Origin of the sequence: Streptomyces sp. NPDC021622, assembly GCF_040640795.1 — a bacterium.
Classification (GTDB): domain Bacteria; phylum Actinomycetota; class Actinomycetes; order Streptomycetales; family Streptomycetaceae; genus Streptomyces.
In genome coordinates this window covers 195,179-217,557 of sequence record NZ_JBFACK010000016.1, presented here as the reverse complement: position 1 = coordinate 217,557, position 22,379 = coordinate 195,179, and the positions used below count along the sequence as shown (strand labels likewise).

20 protein-coding genes and 1 pseudogene are annotated in these 22,379 nt (G+C 70.6%); 13 read left to right on the top strand and 8 right to left on the bottom strand.

Translation table 11 applies throughout. From position 1 onward, the window contains the following. Together xdhC and AB0G47_RS29585 are read left to right on the top strand one after the other, a co-directional pair. Nucleotides 1–810, top strand: coding sequence for a xanthine dehydrogenase accessory protein XdhC (xdhC, locus tag AB0G47_RS29590; protein ID WP_360776219.1), 810 nt, complete (start codon nt 1–3; stop codon nt 808–810). A 160-nt stretch (nt 811–970) separates the two neighbouring features. Beyond that, a complete protein-coding gene (locus tag AB0G47_RS29585; protein WP_360776216.1) occupies nt 971–2,386 on the top strand; it encodes a hypothetical protein in 1,416 nt (471 codons plus the stop codon). A gap of 44 nt (nt 2,387–2,430) precedes the next feature. On the opposite strand, the gene AB0G47_RS29580 is transcribed toward AB0G47_RS29585, so the two are convergent. Continuing rightward, nucleotides 2,431–3,015 (bottom strand): DUF6461 domain-containing protein, encoded by a 585-nt coding sequence (locus tag AB0G47_RS29580; protein WP_360776213.1) that lies wholly within the window; start codon nt 3,013–3,015, stop codon nt 2,431–2,433. 157 nt (nt 3,016–3,172) lie between these two features. On the opposite strand from AB0G47_RS29580, the gene AB0G47_RS29575 reads away from it, so the two are divergent. The 3 genes and pseudogenes from AB0G47_RS29575 to AB0G47_RS29565 all read left to right on the top strand — a co-directional run. Then, on the top strand, nt 3,173–4,030 hold the full coding sequence (locus tag AB0G47_RS29575; protein ID WP_360776210.1) for a hypothetical protein: 858 nt from the start codon (nt 3,173–3,175) through the stop codon (nt 4,028–4,030). Then, nucleotides 4,012–4,473 carry an RDD family protein gene (locus AB0G47_RS29570; RefSeq protein ID WP_360776207.1) on the top strand — a complete coding sequence of 154 codons (462 nt, stop codon included), beginning with the start codon at nt 4,012–4,014 and terminating at the stop codon, nt 4,471–4,473. Before AB0G47_RS29575 ends, AB0G47_RS29570 begins: the two co-directional genes overlap by 19 nt. Then, nucleotides 4,362–5,207, top strand: a pseudogene (locus tag AB0G47_RS29565) (YhjD/YihY/BrkB family envelope integrity protein); the annotation flags it as partial. The gene AB0G47_RS29570 and the pseudogene AB0G47_RS29565, both read left to right, overlap by 112 nt. A 44-nt stretch (nt 5,208–5,251) precedes the next feature. Here AB0G47_RS29565 and AB0G47_RS29560 read toward each other — a convergent pair. Next, complete coding sequence (locus AB0G47_RS29560; RefSeq protein WP_360776204.1) at nt 5,252–6,655, bottom strand: DUF2252 domain-containing protein; 1,404 nt, start codon at nt 6,653–6,655, stop codon at nt 5,252–5,254. A 152-nt stretch (nt 6,656–6,807) separates the two neighbouring features. Here AB0G47_RS29560 and AB0G47_RS29555 point away from each other — a divergent pair, with 152 nt between their 5' ends. Then, nucleotides 6,808–7,200: an SHOCT domain-containing protein gene (locus tag AB0G47_RS29555; protein ID WP_360776201.1), complete on the top strand. Its 393-nt coding sequence runs from the start codon at nt 6,808–6,810 to the stop codon at nt 7,198–7,200. Nucleotides 7,201–7,242: 42 nt separating this feature from the next. Here AB0G47_RS29555 and AB0G47_RS29550 read toward each other — a convergent pair whose 3' ends face one another. Beyond that, complete coding sequence (locus AB0G47_RS29550; RefSeq protein ID WP_360776198.1) at nt 7,243–7,653, bottom strand: hypothetical protein; 411 nt, start codon at nt 7,651–7,653, stop codon at nt 7,243–7,245. 140 nt (nt 7,654–7,793) lie between these two features. Here AB0G47_RS29550 and AB0G47_RS29545 point away from each other — a divergent pair, with 140 nt between their 5' ends. Both AB0G47_RS29545 and AB0G47_RS29540 read left to right on the top strand, forming a co-directional pair. After that, nucleotides 7,794–8,045 (top strand): hypothetical protein, encoded by a 252-nt coding sequence (locus AB0G47_RS29545; RefSeq protein WP_360776195.1) that lies wholly within the window; start codon nt 7,794–7,796, stop codon nt 8,043–8,045. Nucleotides 8,046–8,125: 80 nt separating this feature from the next. Further along, nucleotides 8,126–8,641: a LuxR C-terminal-related transcriptional regulator gene (locus tag AB0G47_RS29540; protein ID WP_360776193.1), complete on the top strand. Its 516-nt coding sequence runs from the start codon at nt 8,126–8,128 to the stop codon at nt 8,639–8,641. 44 nt (nt 8,642–8,685) lie between these two features. Here AB0G47_RS29540 and AB0G47_RS29535 read toward each other — a convergent pair whose 3' ends face one another. The 3 genes from AB0G47_RS29535 to AB0G47_RS29525 all read right to left on the bottom strand — a co-directional run bounded on the left by AB0G47_RS29535 (nt 8,686) and on the right by AB0G47_RS29525 (nt 12,222). Further along, the gene (locus AB0G47_RS29535) at nt 8,686–10,869 is read right to left on the bottom strand and encodes a LuxR C-terminal-related transcriptional regulator (RefSeq protein WP_360776190.1); all 2,184 of its coding nucleotides are present in this window, start codon (nt 10,867–10,869) and stop codon (nt 8,686–8,688) included. A 319-nt stretch (nt 10,870–11,188) separates the two neighbouring features. Further along, nucleotides 11,189–11,674: a DUF1269 domain-containing protein gene (locus AB0G47_RS29530; RefSeq protein ID WP_360776187.1), complete on the bottom strand. Its 486-nt coding sequence runs from the start codon at nt 11,672–11,674 to the stop codon at nt 11,189–11,191. Beyond that, on the bottom strand, nt 11,674–12,222 hold the full coding sequence (locus AB0G47_RS29525) for a DUF1269 domain-containing protein (protein WP_360776184.1): 549 nt from the start codon (nt 12,220–12,222) through the stop codon (nt 11,674–11,676). Before AB0G47_RS29525 ends, AB0G47_RS29530 begins: the two co-directional genes overlap by 1 nt. Nucleotides 12,223–12,379: 157 nt before the next feature. Here AB0G47_RS29525 and AB0G47_RS29520 point away from each other — a divergent pair, with 157 nt between their 5' ends. From AB0G47_RS29520 to AB0G47_RS29500, 5 genes are all read left to right on the top strand, one after another. After that, a complete protein-coding gene (locus tag AB0G47_RS29520) occupies nt 12,380–13,831 on the top strand; it encodes a hypothetical protein (protein ID WP_360776181.1) in 1,452 nt (483 codons plus the stop codon). Further along, a complete protein-coding gene (locus tag AB0G47_RS29515) occupies nt 13,831–14,337 on the top strand; it encodes a hypothetical protein (protein WP_360776178.1) in 507 nt (168 codons plus the stop codon). Before AB0G47_RS29520 ends, AB0G47_RS29515 begins: the two co-directional genes overlap by 1 nt. A gap of 121 nt (nt 14,338–14,458) precedes the next feature. Then, nucleotides 14,459–17,158 carry a glucosidase gene (locus AB0G47_RS29510; RefSeq protein WP_360776175.1) on the top strand — a complete coding sequence of 900 codons (2,700 nt, stop codon included), beginning with the start codon at nt 14,459–14,461 and terminating at the stop codon, nt 17,156–17,158. Next, complete coding sequence (locus AB0G47_RS29505; protein WP_360776172.1) at nt 17,155–18,639, top strand: alpha-amylase family glycosyl hydrolase; 1,485 nt, start codon at nt 17,155–17,157, stop codon at nt 18,637–18,639. The genes AB0G47_RS29510 and AB0G47_RS29505 overlap by 4 nt, the downstream gene beginning before the upstream one ends. Before the next feature lie 28 nt (nt 18,640–18,667). Further along, on the top strand, nt 18,668–19,978 hold the full coding sequence (locus AB0G47_RS29500) for a diacylglycerol kinase family protein (RefSeq protein WP_360776169.1): 1,311 nt from the start codon (nt 18,668–18,670) through the stop codon (nt 19,976–19,978). On the opposite strand, the gene AB0G47_RS29495 is transcribed toward AB0G47_RS29500, so the two are convergent. Continuing rightward, the gene (locus AB0G47_RS29495; RefSeq protein ID WP_360776166.1) at nt 19,960–20,424 is read right to left on the bottom strand and encodes a hypothetical protein; all 465 of its coding nucleotides are present in this window, start codon (nt 20,422–20,424) and stop codon (nt 19,960–19,962) included. The genes AB0G47_RS29500 and AB0G47_RS29495 overlap by 19 nt on opposite strands. A 60-nt stretch (nt 20,425–20,484) precedes the next feature. Further along, nucleotides 20,485–22,242 (bottom strand): sulfate permease, encoded by a 1,758-nt coding sequence (gene sulP, locus AB0G47_RS29490; protein WP_360776163.1) that lies wholly within the window; start codon nt 22,240–22,242, stop codon nt 20,485–20,487. Nucleotides 22,243–22,379: the final 137 nt, after the last annotated feature.

Sequence of the window (22,379 nt, the reverse complement as noted above, 5' to 3'; positions counted from 1 at the left end):
ATGACGTGGGTCGCCGCGGTCGCACGGTTGCGGGCACGCCGGCAGTCCGGCGTCCTGGTGACCGTCGCGACCGTGCGCGGCCACGCCCCGCGCGACGCCGGAGCGAAACTCGTCGTGGGGGAGAGCGAGACATGGGGCTCGATCGGCGGCGGCAATGTCGAGGCCGTCGCCATCGACCGGGCCCGGGAGATGATCGCCGCGTCCAAGCCGGAGCCGGAACTGATCGAGTTCGCCCTGAACGACAAGGTGACCAACCGGCATGGCGTGCAGTGCTGCGGCGGCACGGTGACGGTGCTGCTCGAACCCCTCGCCGTGGTACGGGCGGTGGCGATCTTCGGCGTCGGGCACGTCGGGCTTGAACTGGCGCGCATCCTGGCACGTCAGGACCTCGACCTCCATCTGATCGACTCCCGCGCCGACATCCTCACCGAGGGGCGGCTCGCCGTGCTTGCGGACGCGGTGGGTCAAGTGCACGTACATCACACGCCGTTGCTGCCCGAGGAGGTGCTTGAGGAGCTGCCGCGCGGCACCCACGTCCTGATCATGACCCATGACCACGCCGAGGACGCCGCGCTGTGCGACGCCGCCCTGCGCACGACCCATCTCGGCTCCATCGGGCTGATCGGCTCGGCGGCCAAGTGGGTACGGTTCCGCAAGCGCCTCGCCACCGAGGGCGGTCACGACGAGACCACCATCGACCGGATCAAGACCCCGATCGGCCTCGCGGACTTCACCGGCAAGGAACCCGCGACCATCGCCGTGAGCGTCGCCGCGGACCTGCTGCGCACGTTCGAAAACGAGGGCGACTGAACGTGAAATAGAGGGCGACTGACGCTCCTGCCGGCCATGAGCCAGCAGCCTGGGGGACGGGTGCAAGTGAGCACATGACGTTCACTTCGCCCGCGCAGGACATGACAGTCGGCGTGGCATCATGATCACTTCTTTGGCGTGATCATGATGAGGAGGGGCCGTGAGATCGGCTGCAAGGAAGCCCTCGGGGACGCCGGCCGGGAAGGTCGGGAAGGCTGTACGGCCGGTGCTGGCGACGGCGCTGTCGATCGCCGTACTGGCCGGTGCCGTGGCCTGCGGCGGGCCCGAGGGCGGCGGCGAGGACGACAAGGGCGCGCAGGACGCCGGGGCGCAGGCCGCCAGCGGGCAGGTCGTCAAGGCCGCCGGTGCGGCGCCGAAGGCCCAGGAGGGCGGCGCGGTCAAGTTCGAGTTCGAGCAGGGCTGCAAGCAGGTCAAGGCGGCGCTCGAAGGGTTCCTGAAGAAGGGGCTCGACAGCATCGGCTGCTGGGAGAGCGCGAAGCCGCCCAAGCCCGAGGTGAAGTCGGCGTCCGAGATCGCGTCGCAGGCGGGCCGGCAGTGCCGGGTCCAGCCGGGGCGCTGGTTCTATACGCGCACCGATGCCTGCGGCCGGGTGTCGCTCACGTACACCGTGATCGACCTCAAGACGAAGCGGACGACCGGCAGGGCCGTGTTCACGGCAACGCAGGAGATCGAGCTCGACCCCAAGGAGCACAACGGCAAGGCCTCCATCAAGGAGGGGCTGTGGCACACCGAGAACACGCTGCGGCTCGACGCCGCGTCGGGCTCCGCCAGGGGGCTGCGGGCGTCGTGGAAGACCACGTGCTCGGGCGGCGCGTGCGCGGCCGACAACGCGTGGTCGGGGTCGGTGCCGATCAGCAAGGGCCGGGTCCTCGACGGCGCCACCAGCCATGTGTGGAAGGGGGCCGTCCCGGTCCAGAGCTTCCGCGCGAAGAACACCGTGACCATCCTCGGCGCGGGCCAAGTCCTCATCTCCCCGGCCTGGTTCGCGCCGCCCATGAAGCTCAGGTGCGACCGGACCTTCGGTGACTCCCGGTACCCGAGCGGCAAGAACGTCGGCTGCGTGTTCCCCCAGGCGGTGCCGACGATGAAGCTGCCGCTGCGGAACGCCGGACAGGCCAACGTCGCCTGGTCGATGCGGAATCTCAAGGGCCACTGGGGCTGGCAGGGCCGGGGCAAGCCGCTGACCCGCCTTGCCGACGACGACAAGTCGAACGCCAACCGCAACAAGATCTGCCAGGACGGCACCTTCAAGGCCGACCCGCAGGTTCCCGACGACAGCTGCGACGAGTACCCGTTCGCCAAGACGCGGCAGAGCGGCGGGCAGCGGAAGCTGGCGGGCAAGGACTGTGCGGAGATCCGCCCCCACAAGGAGACCAGCGGCAGCCGGAAGGGCCAGTGGACCATCTACTACGTCAACAACGTGACCCCGAGCAGTGAGTGCACCATCGGGCACGTGCCCAACAAGCAGAACGGCTCGGTCGGTGGCTCACTGAGCGGCTTCTACCAGAAGCAACGGGTCATCGACGGCGAGAAGTTCTGGATCAGCGTGGGCTGACCTGCGGTGCGCGGCGGGGCGGGGCGGGGCCATCCCGCCCCGCCTCACTCGTCGTACGCCGGAAGCCTGGCCATCAGGCCGAAGGTGACCTGATGCGGGCTCAGGGTGACCCCGGTGCAGTCGTGCAGCAGCGCCAGGGCGCGCAGGTTCGGCGAAAGACCGTTCTCCGGGTCGAAGAAGCCTGCCCGGCCCATCTCCGGTACGAGCCGGTCGGGGTCATCGCCCCGCTGCTCGTGCCGGAGTTCGGGTTGCCGTGTGTCGAACTTGGTGATCAGCGTCCCGTCGACCCAGTGCTCGACGAAGCCGAGCGAGTCGCCGTTGTAGCAGCCGATCAGCCGGGTGCCGCGCGACGCGGCCGCGAGACGCTCGTCGTCGAAGGCCCAGGTGCTCGCCGGCTCGAAGGCGAAGGCCCAGTCCCCGGCGACGCCGCCGTGCAGCGCGCCGAAGTCCCAGTAGTCCTCCAGCGCTTCGTCGCGCAACGCCCCCACCTCGTCCGCGTCGTCCGGCTGCCGGATGCTCTGAGGCTCACCGCCGATGCGTACGAGCAGATCGCGGCCGGTCAGGCCCTGAACCAGGGTCAGGCTGTGCGCCATGTGCAGCTCGGCGATCCAGGCCAGCGGATTGCTCATCCGGCTTCCCTTCGATCGGCTCCAAGGACGTGCGTGGCGTGTCGGCCGCCGCACGCATGATCATATAGCGCTCCCTTGAAGCGTCACCTGCCACGGGTGAGGGCACCCGGCCGGATTCTGTTCCAAGGTGGCGTGGTCGGAGGCGGTGAGTACGCGGATGGGTGCACGCGGAGCGGAAGAGACGGACAGCCTGCCGGAACAGGCGTTGCGCACGGCGCTCGGTCTCCTGGGCCTGACCGGGTCCGGTCTGCGGCGCGTGCTCGACCCTGCGGACGCCGACGACACGGCGCCGGGGCGGCAACCCGAACTGCTCCGCCTGCTGCCCTGCGCGGCCCTGGCTCTGGGCACCGCCGCCCGGCGACGCTCCGCGCGGGCGGTCCGGTGCGCCGGTTCCCGGGTGGGCGCGGTCGTCGCGTGCGCCGCGCGCCCGGTGGTGACGCATGAGCCGTTCGTCTCGTCGTGGCGGCTGCTGGTGCAGTGGGGAGAACGCGGGGCCGCGGAGCAGGAGCGTAATCGGGAACTGGCCGCGGGGTTTGTCCGGGCGGTCGTCCAGGAGGTGGCGTCCGGCGTGCTGGCCCAGGTGGATCTGAACGGAGCGGCGGACCGCATAGACCTGGATCGCGCGGCGCGCAGACTCGACCTCGACAGGGCCGCCGAGCGTCTCGATGCCGACCGTGTCGCGAGGCGCGTGGACGTCGACCGCATCGCCGCGCGGATCGACGTCGACCGCATCGTCGCGCGCATCGATGTCGACGCGGTGGTGGCGCGGGCGGATCTCGACGCGGTGATCGCCCGTCTCGATCTGGCCGATCTGGTGCGGCGCGTGCTCGACGAGATCGACTTCGCAGGCATCGTCCGTGAGTCCAGCGGCACGATGGCGGTCGAGACGGTGGACGCCTTCCGGGACCGCGGCGTCAGCGCGGACCGGTTCCTGAGCCGGATCGCCGACCGGGTCATGCTCCGGTCCACCGAACGGAACACGGCAGGACCCTCGCCGTGGCCGGAGGAACCGTGAACCGGGCGCCCGCGGTCCAGGGGCGGCGCGCGGGGATCGCCTCCCGGACGGTGGCCGATGTGATCGACCTCGGGCTCGTCGGCGCGCTCTGCGCAGCTGCCCTGCTCCTGTACGGCGTGGGCGACTACGTGGTGACCGGCGCGCCGTTCGCGCTACCGGATCTCCCGAGACCGGGCGGCGCGGCGGGCGGCTCCCTGATCGCCGTCGGATACCTCGCCGCGGGCTGGACGGTGGCGGGCCGGACGCCCGGGAAACAGTTCGCAGGCCTGCGCGTGGTCTGCGCCTCCGGCCGTCCCGTGCCCGCAGGCCGGGCAGCACTGCGTGCCGTACTGTGCGTGCTCTTTCCGATGGGGCTCTGCTGGGTACTCGTCAGCCGCCGGAACGCCTCGGTCCAAGACCTCCTTGTGCGCACCGCGGTGCTCTACGACTGGGGTACGAGGTGACAACGGGGCTGCACGCGCGCGTGCGGTCCGTGGCGGGGGAGTTGAGGCACGTCAATGTCCTCGACACTGCGACCCGCCTCGCGGCTCAGGTCTTTCTGGCCGCCCTGCCCGTGGTGTTCGTCGTGGTGTCCTTCGGGCCGCCGGCCGTGCGCGAGGAACTGCTCTCCTCCTTGCGTACGTTCCTCGGCCTGAAGGGTGTCTCGGCGGACCAGGCACGGCAGTTCACGACCGGCCGCCCACCGCCCCGTGAGTCGTGGGGGGCGTTCAGCGTCCTCATGACGCTGCTGTCGGCCACCGCCGTCAGTCGCACCCTGCAGCGGCTGTGCGAGCGTGCCTGGCACCTGCCGCCCGCGGGAGGCAGGCCGGCCGCATGGCGGTGGCTCGCCTGGCTGTTCGGGTGGCTCGCTTCGCTGGTGTTCCACGGTGCCTGCCAGGACGGGTTCGGGGCGGGCCCTCTGGTCGGATTCCCGATCGCGCTGGGCACCACCGTCCTGATGTGGTGGTGGACCCAGCACCTCCTGCTGGGAAAGCGTGTGCCGTGGGGGCCGCTGTTGCCCGGCGCCCTGCTCACAGGAGCGGGCATCGCCGCCTTCAGTGCCGTGTCCCGGCTCTACCTGCCGCACGCCCTGAACGAGAGCATCCGTCGTTACGGCCCCTTCGGATCGGTCCTCACTCTGCTCTCCTGGCTCATCTTCCTCTTCGTCGTCATCACCCTGGGCATCGCCCTGGGATATCTGCTGGCCCAACAGCCCCCGTTCAAGGGGAGGTTGGGGCCATCTCAGGGTGCTTCGGCGCGGACCCGCCCGGTGTGGGCCGCGCGGCCGAGGGCCCGGAAGTCGGCCTCGTTCTGGTCCGCGTACGCCTCGGCGAACTTCGCGACGGCGCGGTCGAAGGTGTCGCCCCGACCGAGATAGGCGGCGACGGCGATGCGGTCGCCGGAGCGGGCGTGGGCCCTGGCCAGCGTCGCACCGCAGACCTGGCTGAAGATCCCCATGCCCCGCGGGCTCATGGTGTCGGCGGGAGCAATGCCCTTCCAGTCGTGCAACTGACGTACGTAGAAGTCCCGTTGACGGCCGTCGATGCCCTCGGCCCGCTCCCAGCCGAGCAGGGCGTCGCTCGTGGCCTGCATCAGCCGCTGGCCCGAGACGACCCGCTCGCCCTGGTTCTCGTACGCGCTCGGACCCGTGTACGCGGACAGCGCCGAGGTCTCTGCCTCCTTGGCCTGGAGGAGCAGGGGGTCCTGTTCGTCACGGCCGAGCATGAGGATGATCCAGCAGCGGGTGCCCACGCTGCCGACCCCGACGACCTTGCGGGCCATGTCCACCAGGCGGAACTGGTCGAGCAGGGCCCGCCGGTCGGACGGCAGGCTCTCGCCGTACCGCTCGATGAGACCCCTGATCTGTTCCTCCAGCTGATCGCGCTCCATGTCCGGCAGGAGATCGTCGACGGGGACGATCAGTGGGGGATCGGGTGTGATCCTGCGCTCGCCCTTGACCAGGTGGGTGAGCTTCTCGAACGCGTGCAGATGATCGCGGGTGCGTGCTTTGGCCAGGGCCCGGGCCGTCCTCGTACGCATCACACGGTTGCCCCTGTCGCGCAGCGCCCGGTAGAGATCGTCCGCCTCGATCTTTGTGTACCAGACGTCGAGGTGGCGCATGCCGGCGAAGCGGGCCGTCCACTCGCGGTACGCCCGCACCGCCCCGCGCACCACGGTCGCCCGCTCCCCATCGGTGAAGCCGTTGTTCCGGCCGGCGATGGCCAGGCTCGCCGCGAGCCGCTTGACGTCCCACTCCCACGGCCCGGGCAGCGTCTCGTCGAAGTCGTTGATGTCGAACATCAGATGGCGCTCCGGGGAGGCGAGCAGCCGGAAGTTGAGCAGATGGGCGTCTCCGCACAGCTGCGCCTCGATGCCGGTGCTCGGCGTGCCCGCCAGATCACCGGCCATGATCGAGGCGGCACCCCGGTAGAACCGGAACGGGGACTCCAGCATCCGTGCGTACCGCACGGGCACCAACTCCGGCACCCGGGCCGCCGACTGCGCTTCGAGCACGTCCACGGGATCCGGGCGGTCCGGCTGCGGTGTGAACTCCGCGTGGGCGGAGCGCGGCACGAAGCCGCGGGCCGCCCTGCCGCGGGCGGCCCGGTCCTGCGGAGTGAGATGCGCGGTCCGGCTCCCGGTCATGGCGAGGCCTCTTCTCTCGGCACACCCGCTCTTCGGGCTGATGCCGCCGACTCTCGCCCCGGCGCCCCGCGAGGACATCACCCGGCGGGGGTGAGGCGATGTGGAGCCGGGCGCACCACGGTGCATCTCACCGACTGCCGAGGAGGCGCACGATGGACTATCCGCTGATGAACCTGTTCCTCACCATGCTGTGGTTCTTCCTGTGGACGGCGTGGCTGATCCTGGTGTTCAGGATGATCACCGACATCTTCCGCAGCCACGACCTCGGAGGCTGGGCGAAGACCGGGTGGCTCCTCTGCGTCCTCGTGCTGCCGTTCGTCGGTGTGTTCGTGTACCTCATCGCCCGGGGCCGGACGATGGGTGAACGGGACATGCAGCAGGCGCAGGCGCGCGACTCCGCGTTCCGCTCGTACGTACGCGAAGCATCCGCTGGGCCGGGGAGCTCCGGGACGAGCCAGCTGACGCAGCTCGCCGAGCTCCGGCAGGCGGGGGCGCTGACGGATCAGGAGTACCAGAGGGCGAAGAGTAAGGTCCTCGCCCCCTGAACCCCCTGAAGGGAACCCCCTGAAGGCGGTGCCCCGCAGCCGTCAGGCCTGGCCGGACGGCTGCCTGCCGTACACCGCCAGGGCCCAGATCACTATGACGTCCAAGGCGATGATGACGATGGACCAGACCGGGTAGTACGGGATGAAGAAGAAGCTCTCGACGGCGCTGGCCCCGGCGAGAATCATGCCGATGGCGCGCCCCCAGGCCCGGGCCGCGAACACGCCGAAGGCGGCAGCCATGACGACGACGCCGGACAGCAGGTGGATCCACCCCCACGCCGAAGTGTCGAACTCGTACGTGTAGTTGCGCGTCACCACGTAGAAGTCGTCGTCGATGATCGCGACAAGTCCCGCGATCGCGTGGTAGGCGCCGACCAGCAGCATCAGGCAGCCGGCGAGCACCGAGAATCCGACGGCCGCCGGGTGCTGGGCCGACAGAGTTCGCTGAGTCATCAGTGGCTCCTCCCCTGAGGTGAGGGGCGAGCATCCCGCGCGGCACCCGGAGCCGTACTCACCCACGCGGGGTGATGTCCGGTTCCCGGGGCCGGACGAGGATGCGGTGCGTACCGCCCGCTCCGGACGGAGGTGGCGTCATGGCCGCGGCGGCCGACGGCTTCGAGATCCGGATCAAGGGCAGGGCGGGCGAGTCGTTGCGGGCGGCGTTCAGCGAGCTGACGATCTCGGTGCATCCCGCGGAGACCGTGTTGCGCGGCTCGTCGCTGGACCAGGCCGCGCTGTACGGGATCCTGGACCGGATCCAGTCACTCGGGCTCGAACTCGTGGAGGTGCGGAGGCTTCCGGGTGGCGGCGGCCCGGGCACCGAGGGCGGCGCGGACGGCGCTTAGGTATTGGCGGGCCGGGCGGAGCGGCCCGAGGATGTGGGCAGAAGCCGGTGTTCCTCTTGAGGGGTGAGGACATGCCCACGATGTGCCGACGAACGGCGCGCCATGCGATGTTGAGCCGTGAGCAGATCAGCTCCGTGCGGGTGGCCGCGCTGCGCAGGGAGCTCCGGGCGCTCGGCTGTGACCGATTCACCGTGGAGTCGGCGGTCTCCCTGTCCGCGTCCTGGATAGCCGATGTGCTTGCGGACATCGCGTACTCGCTGCACGACCCGCCGCTCGCCGACGCGTTGACGGAGGAGGCGTCCGCCCTCCTGGCCTCCTCGCGCCCGGTCCGGCCGCCTGCGAAGAAGCGGGCGGCGCGACTGCCGGGTCCGCCCGCAGCAGTGTTCGGGGCGCCGGAGCCCGCCGTCCGGCTCACCGAGCGCGAGGCGGTCGTGCTGCGACGGCTGCAGGGCGAACAGTCGCTCCGGGAGATCGGTGCCGATCTGTACGTATCGGTGAACACCGTCAAGAGTCATGTGCGGTCCATCTACCGGAAGTTCGACGTCACCTCCCGCGGCGATGCGGTCAGCCGGGCCCGCGGACTCCGCCTCCTGTGACCCCGGTCCCGCGCCGACCGCACCGTCTGGTGCGGTCGCACCTCTCACAGCAGACGCAGCTCGCGTGCCCGCCGTACGGCGGCCGTCCGCCGGGTCACGGCCAACTTGCGGTAGACGCTCTTGAGATGGGTCTTGACCGTGTTGACCGACAGATACAGCTCGGCGGCGATTTCCTCGGTGGTCATCATCTGCGCGAGGTGGACGAGTACGTCGAGTTCGCGCCCGCTGAGTGATCCGAAGATCTGTGGGGCCGCCGCCGTGTCCGGTGCCCGCGTCCGCTCCCCGTCCGCGCGGAAGCCGCCCGCGGGGCGCGGCCGCGCGACGTGCGCCTCCCGCTCCGCGGCATCGAGTCGCTGGAGAAGCCAAGGGGCGGTCGCGTGCTCGCGCGAGCTCGCCAAGGTGCGCAGCGCGCGGTTGCCGCGGCCCTCCGCGATGTTCGTCAGGCTCAGGACCAGCGCGCGAACGGCCCCGACGAACGGGTCGGGCGAGGACTGGAGCACGGTCCCTGCCCGGCTCAGCTCGGACTCCGCGGCATCGAGCCGGTCGCCGGCCAGATCCACCCAGCCCTTGGCGACGAGAACCGCCGCTCCGGAGCGGTCGGGGCGGGACCGGGCGGTCAGGGTCGGGTGTTCGGCCCTCGCCGCGAACTCGGCGGCCGCACGGAACCGCCCCCGGAGCGCCTGGAGCAGCGCCAGGTCCTCCAGACAGGCGCGGCGCAGGGCGCTGTTGCCGACCGCGGTCGCCGCGGAGAGGCCCGTCAGGAGCGTGGTCTCGGCGGCCTTCAGCCGGCCGCCGCGCAGTTCTTCGCCGCCGAGGGTCGACAGGACGAGCGCTCTCAACTCGGGCCGGTCGCCGAGCACTTCGGGGGAGACCTCGCCGAAGAGTGCCTGCGCCGTGGCCGCCGCGCGCACAGCGGCGGGCACATCGCTGGTCCGCGTGCGCTGGATGATGATCACGGAGTGCGTCAGGCGGATCCTCGCGCCGTGCTCGCCGTCCGCGTCCGACCGGCGTGCCAGAGCCCGTTCGATGTGGCCGAGTGCCTCGTCGCAGGCGGAGGTGTCGCCTCGGGACAGGGCCGCCGCCGCGCAGACCAACGCGGGTTCCGGCTCGTGGCGGGCCGCGGAACGGGTCACCACGTGGTGCGGCATGTTCCGGAACAGTTCGGCGGTGAAGCGGTCGTCGGTCAGTCCCAGGGCCTGACCGATCGCCAGCTGATGGACGATCAGGCGGCTCGCACAGGGCCAGTCCCCGGCTTCGGCCGCACTGCGCACGGCCTCCGTGAGGAGGCCCTGACCGCTGAACCACGCGGCGGCCTTCCGCTGCAGTTCCCCCGCCAGGCCGGGCGTCTCGTGGCGCAGGCGCAGCCGCAGGAAAGTGACGAGCATCTGGTGGCCGCGATACCACCCGTGCCCCAACGGCCGGAAGAAGGCGTTCTGTTCGACCATGGCGGAGAAGAGCTTGCCCGCTGTGCGCCCGACAAGCGCCGTGGCCAGTTCGGCGTTGACGCGTTCCGGGACGCTGGTGGCCAGCATGAGGCGCCGCATGTCGGGGGACTGGGTGTCGAGAACCTCTTCGAGCAGATAACTCGCCACGGCCTGGTCATCGCCCGTGAACTGCCGCACGAAGCCCTCCGGGTCGCTGTGTCCGGCCATCGACATGGCCGCGAGGCGCAGACCGGCCGCCCACCCCTCGGTGCGTTCCCGCAGGGCACGGACCGACGGCCTCGACAGTGCGACGCCGTGCTGATCGAGGAGTGCGGCGGTCTCCCGGTCGCTGAAGGCCAGGTCGTCCATGCGTATCTCGGACAGTTCACCGGCCAGCCTGGAGCGGTGCAGGGGGAGAGGCGGGTCCCGGCGGGCCACGACGACCAGGCGCAGCGCCGCACCGGCCCGCTTGAGCAGGTAGGCCACCCCTTCGGCGAGGACGGAGCCGGCCGCGGGATGAAAGTCGTCAAGCACCAGGGCGACCGGTGTGCTCCTCGCGGTGAGCCCGGCGGCCAGCCGCGCGATGAACACATAGTCGAGGGCGTCGCCGCACTCGGGGGCTTCACCGGCCGCGGCGACGTCGACACCGGCATGGCGCAGTGCCTGGAGCACACAGGGCCAGAAGACGCCCGGCAGTTCGTCGCCGCTGTCGCAGGAGACCCAGGCCAGTGGTCCCGGCACTTTCCCTGTGTGCGCCCAGAGCAGCACGAGGGCCGACTTGCCGGAACCGGCGGGCCCGGCCACGACCGTCAGGGGGCCGAGCGCCCCTCGGGCGAGGCACTCTGTCTGCCGTGGCCTGGCAATCGCCCAGGCCGGCAGAGGAGGTATGCCGACCTTGGAGTGGAGCGTCAGGAATTGCTCCGGCAAGGACGACAAGGACGACAAAGACGTCTCTTCCGACCGCTCGGCCATCGCGACACCGCCTCCACTGCTCAGGCATTTGTGCGAAGGGCCAGTATCGGATGGGACGGGGTGAGACGGCATCGTCCGTTTCCGCCGTCTCACCCGGGTGAGGAGAGTGGGGCGCCGATCCGGGAAGGACGGCCTCTCAGACTCCGTGCAGTCAGACCCCGTGCAGCGCCGCGACGAGCTCCTCCTCGCGCTCCTTCGTCAGTGACGTACGGATCACTGTCGGATCGAACGGGCGCAGTGCCGCGCGGACCCGGTCGGGCGTGGACTTGCGCACGAGCGCGAACACCGCGGCCCGGTCGGGCTCCAGCGTCGCGGCCACCTCCTTGATGAAGGCGTCGTCGATGCCCACGTCGCGCAGGCGCCCGGCCGCCGCGCCCGCCGCGGCTCCGACGGCCGCGCCGAACACCGGCATCAGGAACAGCATGCCGAACAGCGTCCCCCACACGGCGCCGGTCACCGCTCCCGCCCCGGTGGTGCTGTGCGCCTGCTGTACGTGGACCTTCCCGTCCGGTGTCCGCCAGGCGAGCGCGGCGTCCTCCAGGTCGAGCAGCTCCTGACGTGACAGGTCCGCACCGAGGCGGAGCACTTCTTCGGCCTTCTGCCTGTCGGAGAAGCCGAGGACGACGAGCTCGGTCATCACAGCCTCCCCAGACGCCTGCGGGCATGGCGTTGCGATGTCTCCTCGGCGGCCGCGTCGAGCGCACGCACCGCCTCTGCGATCTCGGCGGCCACCGGACCGAAGGTCTCCGGGGTGAGGAACCCTTCCGCGATGGGCACGCCTCCGGCCTCGCGGATCACGCGCCGCAACGTCCTCGCCCACACGTGCTCCAGGAGGACGAACCCCGCTGACGTACCGGGGTCGAGTGCGGACGCCATCTCCCTGATGTCGTCCTGCGAGAGACCGAACGGATAGCCCTCGTCCGCCATCTCCTCCAGTGCTTCCACTTCCCGCAGGGTCCTGGTCTCCAGACCGAGCAGGGAGGCGATCGTGGTGCCCATGCCCTCGGCCTGGTAGTCACGGCCGGAGATCGTGCCGTCCTGCTCCTTCTGTACGAACAGAAGATCGATGACGCGGATGAAGCCGAAGCGTTCCAGGCTCTCCAGCTCTTCGATGATCTTTCCCGCGAACTTGGCGTCCGGTCCGAACTCGACGGCCAGCATCTGAACCGGTCCGATCGTGACCATGGTGTGTCTCCCTCCGGTCGGCGTCGCCTCCATCCAGTCGCACCGCGCGTGCCCGCGCGTCACCCGCAAGGGGTGATGGACGGGCGCCCCGAAGGCCCCAGGGTGACCGCACCGCCGACGGCGCGAAGCCGCCCGGCGTGGCGGCCGAGGGGGAGTCATGTCAGAAGCCGGACCCGAGGGGCCGAAGTCTCCGGCGAAACCGGACGGTGACCGGAGCGCCGGTGACCGGAGCGAAGTGGAACAACTGCGCGAGGAAGTCGCGGGACTGCGCGCCGAGGCGGCGGCACGCACCCGGCGGCGGAGCTTCGGGCTCACGGTGCGCAGGACCATCGCCGCCGTGCTCATCGCCCTGGTCGGCTTCTGCACGGTCGCCTCGGTGATCGGCGTCTGGGGCGCGCGGACGACCCTGAACACGGACCGCTGGGTCGCCACGGTCGGGCCCCTGCCGCAGGACCGCGCGATCAACGCGGCGGTGACGAAGTTCATGACCGATGAGATCTACGGCAAGTTGAACGTCGAGGCGCGGCTGGCCGAGGCGCTGCCCCCGAAGGCCTCCTTCCTGGCCGTACCGGTCGATGGAGCGGTACGGGACTTCGTACGCGACAAGGTCTCCGAACTCCTCGGGACGGACACGTTCCAGTCGCTGTGGGAGAGGACGAACCGCACCGCGCACGCGCGGATCATCGCAGTCCTCGAGGACCGGGCCGAGAACGTGTCGGTGGACGGCAGCACGGTGACGCTGAACCTGCTGCCGCTGATGAACGACGTCCTGAAGGCCGTCGAGGACCGACTTCCCACCCTCTTCGGCAAGGAACTCGACCTGCCGGCCATCGGCACCGGACAGATTCCCCCCGGCCTGCACGAGAAGATCGAGGACGCGCTCGGCGTCTCGCTGCCCGCCGACTTCGGGCAGATCACCCTGTACGACAGGGACAAGCTCGGCCCGCTCCAGGACGCCGTGCTCCTCTTCAAGCGAGGCGTGGCCGGTCTGGTCATCGGCACCTTCGTCCTGCTCGGCGTCGCGTTGTGGGTCTCACCGAACCGCCGCCGCACGGTACTTCAGCTCGGCCTGTGGCTCGTCATCTCCGTGACGGTGCTTGCCGCCGTGCTCCGTGCCGTGCGGGACCAGCTCCTGTCGGCGCTCCCGGAGGGCGTCTACCGCGACGGCGTCCAGGCCGCCCTGTACACGGTCTTCACCACTCTGCGCGAACGGGGCGACCAGCTGCTCTGGCTCGGCATCGTCCTCGCCGTACTCGCCTATCTCGTCGGTCCGGGGCGGCTGCCGAAGGCCCTGCGCCGGTACACCGCCCAAGGGACCAAGGCCACCGGCCGGTTCACCGCGCGCACCGCCCAACAGGTGGCCACCAGCGGCGGATTGCGGACCTGGGTCCACCGGCACCTCGACGTGCTCCGTGTCGCGGGCGTCGTGGTGGCCGCCGTCGTGGCCCTGCTGTTCTCCTCGTGGACCGCCCTGCTGGTCGTGGCGGCATTGCTCGCCGGATACGTCGTGCTCGTCACCGTCCTCGCGCGCCCGGCCGAGCCCGATGAGCCCGAGGCGGAGGAACGGACCCCCGAGAAGCCGTCCGTCCCCACGGCAGCCCCCGGGTGATGTTCCGGAAGGGGCACGGCGGGCTCGCCGCGGCGACGGCCGGACTGATCGCCGCGCGAGGCGTGTACGGGTGCATCGTCGTCCTGTCGCTCCTGCTGGCCCTGGAGGACCATCCGCCGCCCGCGTTCGAGACCGCCCTGCTGCTCGCGGCCACGCTCACCGGCATCGTGGCCGCCGAGGCCTTCGCCTCGCTGATCGGGCAGGAGGCGGAGCGCGGCCGTCCGCCCACGTGGGGCGAGCGGCGGCGGACGGCCGCCGAACGTTCCACCGCGTTCTCGGCCGCGGTCGCGCCGATCCTGTTCTTCGTCCTGGCCGGCTTCGGACTCTTCGCCGAGCGCCTCGCCTTCACGCTGTCCCGCTGGGTCACGCTGATCCTCCTGTTCGTGTTCTGCTGCGCGGCACGCGGCCTGTCCGGGCGTACGCGTACGAATGCGCTCCTGACCGGCCTCGCCGCGGCGGCCCTCGGCGTCGTACTCGCCAACTTCAAGTCCCTGACCCACGGTTAGACACCCCGCCCATATCACCCTCGGGAGGTGAGGCAGGGTGTCGGCCGAAACGGAAGGCTGCGCCCCCAGCAGGCCGTGTACACGCGGAGGCGGCGCAGAGAACCGGCAGGGAGGACGCCGAATGAACGCGCAGAGGAAGGCCCGGACGGAACAGCAGCGCACCGCACTGACCGGCCAGGAAGGCGCGGCATGGCGGCGCTGGGGCCCGTACCTCAGTGAGCGCCAGTGGGGCACGGTCCGTGAGGACTACAGCGACGACGGCGAAGCGTGGTTCTACTTCCCGCACGACCACGCGCGCTCGCGCGCCTACCGCTGGGGGGAGGACGGCCTCGGCGGCATCAGTGACGACAAACAGCGGCTCTGCCTGGCCCTCGCCCTGTGGAACGGACACGACCCGATCCTCAAGGAGCGGGCGTTCGGGCTCACCAACAGCGAGGGCAACCACGGCGAGGACGTCAAGGAGTACTACTTCTACGTCGACAGCACGCCCACCCACTCGTACATGCGCTACCAGTACAAGTACCCGCAGGGCGAGTTCCCGTACAACGATCTCCTCGCCACCAACCGCGCCCGTGGCCGCCAGGAGTTCGAGTACGAACTGCTCGACACCGGGATCTTCGACGACGACCGCTACTTCGACGTGACCGTCGAATACGCCAAGGCGGCCCCCGACGACATACTGATCCAGATCACCGCGGAGAACCGCGGCCCCGAGGAGGCCCCGCTCCATCTGCTGCCGACGCTCTGGTTCCGCAACACCTGGTCCTGGTCGGACGGCACGAACAAACCGGAGATGACCGCCGTCACGGGCGGCAAAGGCACATCGGTCATCCGTACGACGCACGGTGAACTCGGCAGCCACGAACTGCACTTCGAAGGTGACGTGCCGCTGCTGTTCACGGAGAACGAGACGAACCACGAGCGCCTCTTCGGTTCGGCGAACGCATCGCCGTACGTGAAGGACGGCATCGGCCGCTGCGTCGTCGACGGCGAGAGCGGAGCGGTGAACCCGGAGCGCACGGGCACCAAGGCCGCCGCCCACTACACGCTGACCGTGCCCGCGGGCGGCTCGTCGTCCGTCCGCCTCCGGCTCGCGCCCGCGGGGACGGACATCTCCCTGACCCGCGGCTTCGACACCGTGCTGCGGGACCGCCGCAAGGAGGCCGACGCCTTCTACGCCGCCCTGACCCCGCCCTCACTGGGTGAGGACGAGGCGCGCGTCCTGCGCCAGGCCCTCGCCGGGATGCTCTGGAGCAAGCAGTACTACTACTTCGACCTGGAGCAGTGGCTGGCCGAGCACGGCCTCGATCCGTGGAGCCCCGAGGCGCACGGCGTCCGCAACCGCGAGTGGTTCCACATGGTCAGCGACTCCATCCTGTCCATGCCGGACAAGTGGGAGTACCCGTGGTTCGCGGCCTGGGACCTGGCGTTCCACACGGTGGCGCTCGCCGTGGTCGACACCGGCTTCGCCAAACAGCAGCTCGAACTGCTCCTCAACGACGCCTACTTGCACCCCAACGGGCAGATCCCCGCCTACGAGTGGAACTTCGGCGACGTCAACCCGCCCGTCCACGCCTGGGCCGCCTACTTCGTCCACATGATCGAGGAGCGCCTGACGGGCCACTCCGACGACGCCTTCCTGGAACGCACCTTCCAGAAGCTGCTCACCAACTTCACCTGGTGGGTCAACCGCAAGGACCCGGACGGCCGCAACGTCTTCCAGGGCGGCTTCCTCGGCCTCGACAACATCGGCGTCTTCGACCGCAGCGCACCCCTGCCCACCGGCGGCCGTCTCGAACAGGCCGACGGCACGGCCTGGATGGCGCTCTACTGCCAGACCATGCTGCAGATCGCCGTCCAACTCGCCCAGGAGAAACCCGCGTACGAGGAACTCATCGTCAAGTTCGCCGAACACTTCCTGTGGATCTCCGCGTCCATGGACCGCATCGGCGAGCGCGGTGACGAACTCTGGGACGAGGAGGACGGATTCTTCTACGACGTGCTGCGCCTGCCCGACGGACAGGCGACACGCCTCAAGGTCCGCTCCATGGTGGGCCTGCTGCCGCTGTGCGCGTCGACCGTGTTCCGGCCCGACCAGCTCGCCGGCATCCCCCATCTCACCGAACGCCTGAAGGAGTTCGGGCGACGGCACCCGTCCCTGAAGGCGACCCTCGCGGCGGCACAGGCGGGCAAGGCGGGTGGCGCGCGGCTTCTGTCGGTCGTCGACGAGAAGAAGCTGATCCGCGTCCTCGGCCACCTCCTCGACGAGGGGGAGTTCCTCAGCCCGTACGGCATCAGGGCCCTGTCCCGCCACCATGCGGAGCACCCGTACACCTTCTACGTGCACGGCGAGGAGCTGCGCGTGGGCTACGTCCCCGCGGAGTCCGACTCCGGCATGTTCGGCGGCAACTCCAACTGGCGGGGCCCCGTGTGGTTCCCGATGAACGCCCTCGTCATCCGCGCCCTGCTCAACCTCTACGCCTTCTACGGCGACGACTTCACCGTCGAGTGCCCGACCGGATCCGGCACCCAGCTGAACCTCTTCGAGGTCGCCAAGGAGATCTCCGACCGGCTCGGCCGCATCTTCCTGCGCGACGACGACGGGCGCCGCCCGGTCTACGGAGGCCAGGAGAAGTTCCAGAGCGACCCGCACTGGCGGGACCTGATCTCCTTCCACGAGTACTTCCACGGCGACAACGGCGCGGGCATCGGCGCCGCCCACCAGACCGGCTGGACCGGCCTGGTCGCCACCCTGATGGTCGTCTTCGGGCGCCTGTCGGCCGAGGACTATCTCTCCCGACCCGGAGGGCGGGCATCATGAGCGCGCTGCCATCGCAACCTGTGATCCACGAAGTCAACACCTGGGTGTGGCTGAGGGAGTTGGAGCGCCGCACCGGCAGGACCGTGGGCCTCGGTGACGTGTCGAAGGACGCCTGGGACGAGGTCACCCCGCACGGCATCGACGCCGTCTGGCTGATGGGCGTGTGGGAACGCAGCGCCGAAGGCCTCGGCATCGCGCTCGCCGACTCCGCCCTGCGCGCCGCGTTCGCCCGCGCACTGCCGGACGCGGGCGAGGACGACATCGCCGGATCCCCGTACTGCATCCGCCGCTACGCCGTCGATGAGCGCATCGGCGGCCCCGATGGCCTCGCCGTCGCGCGGGCGGAACTGGACCGGCGCGGCATCGGACTCCTCCTCGACTACGTGCCCAACCACGTGGCACCGGACAGTCCCTGGCTCGCCGAGCACCCCGACTACTTCGTGCGGGGCACCCGGGACGACCTGGACCGCGACCCGGCCGCGTACTACGAGACCGGCGGTGCCGTGTACGCGCGCGGCCGAGACCCGTACTTCGCGCCCTGGCCCGACGTCGTCCAACTCAACGCGTACAGCGCCGCGTTGCGCGAAGGGACCACCGACGTCCTGCGGCGCATCGGCGGGATGTGCGACGGCGTCCGCTGCGACATGGCGATGCTGATGATGAACGACGTCTTCGGCAGGACCTGGGGCGAACGGGCCGGACCGATGCCGGCGCAGGACTTCTGGCCGACGGTCCTCACCGCCGTGCGCGAGCGACGGCCCGGCATGACCTTCGTCGCCGAGGCCTACTGGGACCTCGAATGGGCCCTGAAGGAACAGGGCTTCGACTTCTGCTACGACAAGCGCCTCTACGACCGGCTCGTCCACGAGAGCCCGGAATCGGTGCGCGGCCACCTCCAGGCGGACCTCGACTACCAGCGCCACCTCGTCCGCTTCCTGGAGAACCACGACGAACCACGCGCCGCCCAGACCCTCGGCCCCGCCAAGGAACGGGCCGCGGCCACGCTGATCGCCACCCTGCCCGGCGCCACGCTCTGGCACGAGGGCCAGTTCACCGGACGCCGCACGCACCTGCCCGTCTTCCTGACCCGGCGCCCCGACGAGACACCGGACGACCCGCAGCGGGCGTTCCACGAGCGGCTCCTCGCACGCGTGCACAAGAGCCGTATGCGTACGGGCGAGTGGCGACTCCTGAGCTGCGACGGCTGGCCCGACAACCCCACCCACCAGTCGCTGCTCGCATGGTGCTGGACGGGCGAGGCGGGCCGGCACGTGATCGTCGTCAACCTGTCCGGCCGGCGGGCCCAGGCCATGATCCGGCTGCCCTGGCCGGAACTGGCGGGCAGGGTATGGCAGTTGAGCGACCTCATGGACGAGGCACGGTACGAGCGGGACGGCGACGAACTGCTCGCCCCCGGGCTCTACACCGACCTCGCGGCATGGGGCGGCCACATCTTCTCGTTCGAGGCGGGCCGTGACTGAGCTGAGCGGTCCGGGGGGAGGGGCATGGTTGGCGCGCGCGTCACTGGCCGCCGCCGGGGGAGCCGTGCTCGTCCCCGCCGTTTTCGCGGGACTTCGGACCTTCGGCCTGTTGGCCGTCGGACTCATCGGCATGTGGGCCACTGTCGCCGCGGTCTGGTGGATCCTCACGCGACGCGGTGTGTTGCGGGTCCTGTCCGTGGCCCTCGCGCTCGGCGCCCCGGCCTGGGTACTCGTGGCGTACACCCGCGCCCATCTGACGTGGGTCGTGGCGGTGTCGGGCGCGCTGTGGTTGCTCGCGGCCGGTACCGGACGCGCCGCCCTCGTCCGGCGGGAGGATTCCTCCTCGGCGGCTGCGAAGGCCCCGACGGTTCCGACGGTTCCGATGGCGGAGCATCCGGCGTCCGAGGTCCGTCACCCCTTCCTGCTCATGAACCCCCGCTCGGGCGGCGGCAAGGTCCACCGGTTCGCCCTGCGCGAGAAGGCCGAGGCCCTGGGAGCCGAGGTGCTGCTCCTCGAAGGGCCGGAGGAGACCGACGTGGCCGAAGCGGCCCGCAAGGCCGCGGCGGAGGGCGCCGACCTGCTCGGTGTCGCGGGCGGCGACGGCACCCAGGCGCTGGTCGCCGACGTCGCGGCCTCGCTCGGCCTTCCCTTCCTGGTGATCCCGGCCGGAACCCGCAACCACTTCGCGCTCGACCTGGGCCTGGACCGCGACGACCCGTCCAAAGCGCTGGACGCCCTGCGGGACGGCGTGGAACTCCACGTCGACCTCGGCCGCGCGGCCGGCAGGCCGTTCGTCAACAACGTCTCGTTCGGTGCCTACGCCGAGGTCGTGCAGAGCCCCGCCTACCGAGACGGGAAGACCCGCACCACCCTGGAACTGCTTCCCGACCTGCTTCTGGGGCACGAAGGCGCATGTCTCACCGCGCACGCCGGTTCGCACACCTTCTCCGCGCCACAGGCCCTCCTGGTGAGCAACAACCCGTACGGAACCGGCGACTTCGCGGGGCTCGGGCGACGTGCGCGCCTGGACGGCGGCGAGCTGGGGTGCGTCGGAGTGAACATCACCGGGGCCGCGCAGGCCGCGGGGCTGCTGCGCGGCCGACGGTCCACCGGTACGACGCGTACGACCGCGACGGACGTCGTGGTCGAGGCCGACCGTGAGTGGATTCCCGTCGGCGTCGACGGTGAGGCCCTGCGCCTGCGCGTGCCCGTGCGCATCGAGGTGCGGCCGCTGGCCCTGCGGGTGCTCGTGCCCCGGCAGCGGCCGGGCGTGCGCCGGGCCCGTCCGACGCTGGACTGGCGGCTGCTCGGCCGACTCGCCTACAGGGGAGCCCCGTAGACCTTGTGGGCCTGCCGGTGCCCGTACACCGCCAGGGACCAGATGACCAGGACATTGAGGAAGATGAGGATCGCGGACCACGCCGGGTGGTACGGGGTGAAGACGAAGTTCTCCAGCGCGCCGGCAGCCGCGACGGTGATGCCGACGGCGCGCGCCCAGGTGCGACCGCTGAAGATGAGGAACGCCGCCGCCAGGACGACGACGCCGGAGACCATCTCGATCCAGCCCCGCCAGGCGACGTCGAAGTCGAAGGCGTAGTCGCTCTGTTGGCGGGTGAAGTTGTGGTCGAGGACCGTGGCGAGGCCCGCGACCATGTGGTACGTGCCGATGATGGCCAGGATGCAGACGGCGAACACGACACCGCCGACGGCGGCCACACTGATGTGGGGCGCGGGCTCCGGCGCGCCGGAGCCGGTCTGCCCTGAGGTGGTTCCCTGTTCGGTCATGTCCGGGCCTCCTCTTGCTCTTGGATGGGCTCAGAGAGTGGGACGGGCTAGAGCATCCCGTCAGGCGGGACGGTCCGGTTCACCCTCAGGGGATGAACCGTCGGCGGTCCGCTCCGCGCCCGCGCCGGTTTCCTCGCGGTACGCGGCGACGGCCGCCTCGACCGTGGGGAAGAAGTGGTGCGGGTCGATGGTGCGGGTCAGCTCGTAGCGTTCGACCCTGCGCCGTACGGGATCCTTGAGCTCGGCGAACACCAGGTTGATGCCGAGCTCGTTGAGCGTCCGGTCCAGTTCCTCCAGTACGTCGGCGGCGGTCGTGTCCACGTCGGTGACGGGCTCGGCCGCGATCAGGATCCAGCGCGGCCGCGGTTCGCCGCGGGCGAGGCGCAGCACCTCGCCCCGGAAGGACTTGGCGTTGGCGAAGAACAGCGGGGCGTCGAAGCGGAGGATCACCAGGCCCGGCAGGCGTTCGGCGTCCGGGTAGGAACGGATGTCGTGGTAGCCGCCCAGGCCGGGCACCCGTCCGAGCACCGCGTTGTACGGCCACCAGGCGCGCCGGAAGACGTTCAGGATGGAGAGGCCGACCGCGACCGCGATCCCGGGCAGCACACCGAGCAGGGCCACGCCGAGGAAGGCCACGACGGACAGCAGGAACTCGGCCTTGCGCTGGTGCCACAGCCGCCTCGTCCCCGCGATGTCGGCCAGCGAGAGCGACGCCGTGATGACCACGGCGGCGAGCACGGGCTGCGGCAGGCTGCGGAAGAGACCTGGGACCAGTACCAGCATGAGGACGATCAGCGACGCCCCGACAACCCCGGTGAGTTGAGTCCTCGCACCCGCGCGCTCGGCCACCGCAGTCCGTGACCCGCTGGTGCTGACGGGGAAGCCCTGGAACAGACCGGCCGCCAGGTTCGCGGAGCCGATCGCGACCATCTCGTCGCTGCCCCGCACCTCCTGACCCGTACGGGCCGCGAACGCCGAGGCGTTGGAGATGGTGTCGGCGAGGGACACCAGAGCGATGCCGAGCGCTCCGACGAACAACGGGCCGAGGTCGTCGAAACGGACGTCGGGGATCGTCAACGGCGGCAGCCCCTCGGGCAGTTCGCCCACGAGCCGCACCTCATGCTCGCCCAGGTCGAAGAGCGCGGACACGGCCATCGCGAGGACCACCATCACGAGGACCGCCGGTACTTTGGCCAGCCAGCGCTGCATCACCAGGACCAGCACGATCGCGCCCGCGCCGACGGCAAGGGCGGCGGGCACGGTCTCCCCGTCGGCCAGACCGCTCGCGAAGTCGGCGACCTCACCGATCAGTCCGTCGGCGTCCGTGCTGAAGCCGAACAGCTTCGGCAACTGGCCGATCAGGATGGTCAGGGCCAGGCCGTTCATGTAGCCGATCATGGTTGGTCTGGAGATCAGATCGGCGATGAAGCCGAGCTTCGCCACTCCGGCCAGGAACGTGATCGCCCCGACCATCAACGCGAGCACCGAGGCGAGCGCGACCGCCCGTTCGGGGTCCCCGTCGGCGGCGACCAGCGGCAGGATCGTCGCCGCGATCATCGGGCCGAGCGAGGAGTCGGGACCGAGTACCAGGATCCGTGACGGGCCGAAGACGGCGTAGGCGAGCAGGCACAGCACGGAGGTGTACAGGCCGGTGATCGGCGGCAGGCCGGCCAGTTCCGCGTACGCCATTCCCTGCGGCACCAGCAGAGTCGTGAGGACGACCCCCGCGACGACGTCCTTGACGAGCCACTTCCGGCGGTAGCCCGAGAGCGTCCGCACGCCGGGCGGTGCGCCGCGCACGGTCACCTCGCGTGCCACGCGGTCATGCTGGCCATGGCAGGGCCTCCGTATCCGGGCCGGGCGCGGTCACCCGCACCTTCGTCCGAGGACCGTGCTCCCGGGCGGCGGCCTCCGTCGTCACCCGCAGAGGGTGACGACGGACGTCCGGCGGCTCA

Bases quoted from the DNA above. Each gene is read 5' to 3' on its own strand.
- AB0G47_RS29495 (WP_360776166.1), bottom strand. From the start codon at position 20,424: ATGACCGAACAGGGAACCACCTCAGGGCAGACCGGCTCCGGCGCGCCG.
- AB0G47_RS29540 (WP_360776193.1), top strand. From the start codon at position 8,126: ATGTGCCGACGAACGGCGCGCCATGCGATGTTGAGCCGTGAGCAGATC.
- AB0G47_RS29530 (WP_360776187.1), bottom strand. From the start codon at position 11,674: ATGACCGAGCTCGTCGTCCTCGGCTTCTCCGACAGGCAGAAGGCCGAA.
- AB0G47_RS29515 (WP_360776178.1), top strand. From the start codon at position 13,831: ATGTTCCGGAAGGGGCACGGCGGGCTCGCCGCGGCGACGGCCGGACTG.
- AB0G47_RS29525 (WP_360776184.1), bottom strand. From the start codon at position 12,222: ATGGTCACGATCGGACCGGTTCAGATGCTGGCCGTCGAGTTCGGACCG.
- AB0G47_RS29555 (WP_360776201.1), top strand. From the start codon at position 6,808: ATGGACTATCCGCTGATGAACCTGTTCCTCACCATGCTGTGGTTCTTC.
- AB0G47_RS29580 (WP_360776213.1), bottom strand. From the start codon at position 3,015: ATGAGCAATCCGCTGGCCTGGATCGCCGAGCTGCACATGGCGCACAGC.
- xdhC (WP_360776219.1), top strand. From the start codon at position 1: ATGACGTGGGTCGCCGCGGTCGCACGGTTGCGGGCACGCCGGCAGTCC.
- AB0G47_RS29505 (WP_360776172.1), top strand. From the start codon at position 17,155: ATGAGCGCGCTGCCATCGCAACCTGTGATCCACGAAGTCAACACCTGG.
- AB0G47_RS29545 (WP_360776195.1), top strand. From the start codon at position 7,794: ATGGCCGCGGCGGCCGACGGCTTCGAGATCCGGATCAAGGGCAGGGCG.
- AB0G47_RS29550 (WP_360776198.1), bottom strand. From the start codon at position 7,653: ATGACTCAGCGAACTCTGTCGGCCCAGCACCCGGCGGCCGTCGGATTC.
- AB0G47_RS29560 (WP_360776204.1), bottom strand. From the start codon at position 6,655: ATGACCGGGAGCCGGACCGCGCATCTCACTCCGCAGGACCGGGCCGCC.
- AB0G47_RS29510 (WP_360776175.1), top strand. From the start codon at position 14,459: ATGAACGCGCAGAGGAAGGCCCGGACGGAACAGCAGCGCACCGCACTG.
- AB0G47_RS29575 (WP_360776210.1), top strand. From the start codon at position 3,173: ATGGGTGCACGCGGAGCGGAAGAGACGGACAGCCTGCCGGAACAGGCG.
- AB0G47_RS29520 (WP_360776181.1), top strand. From the start codon at position 12,380: ATGTCAGAAGCCGGACCCGAGGGGCCGAAGTCTCCGGCGAAACCGGAC.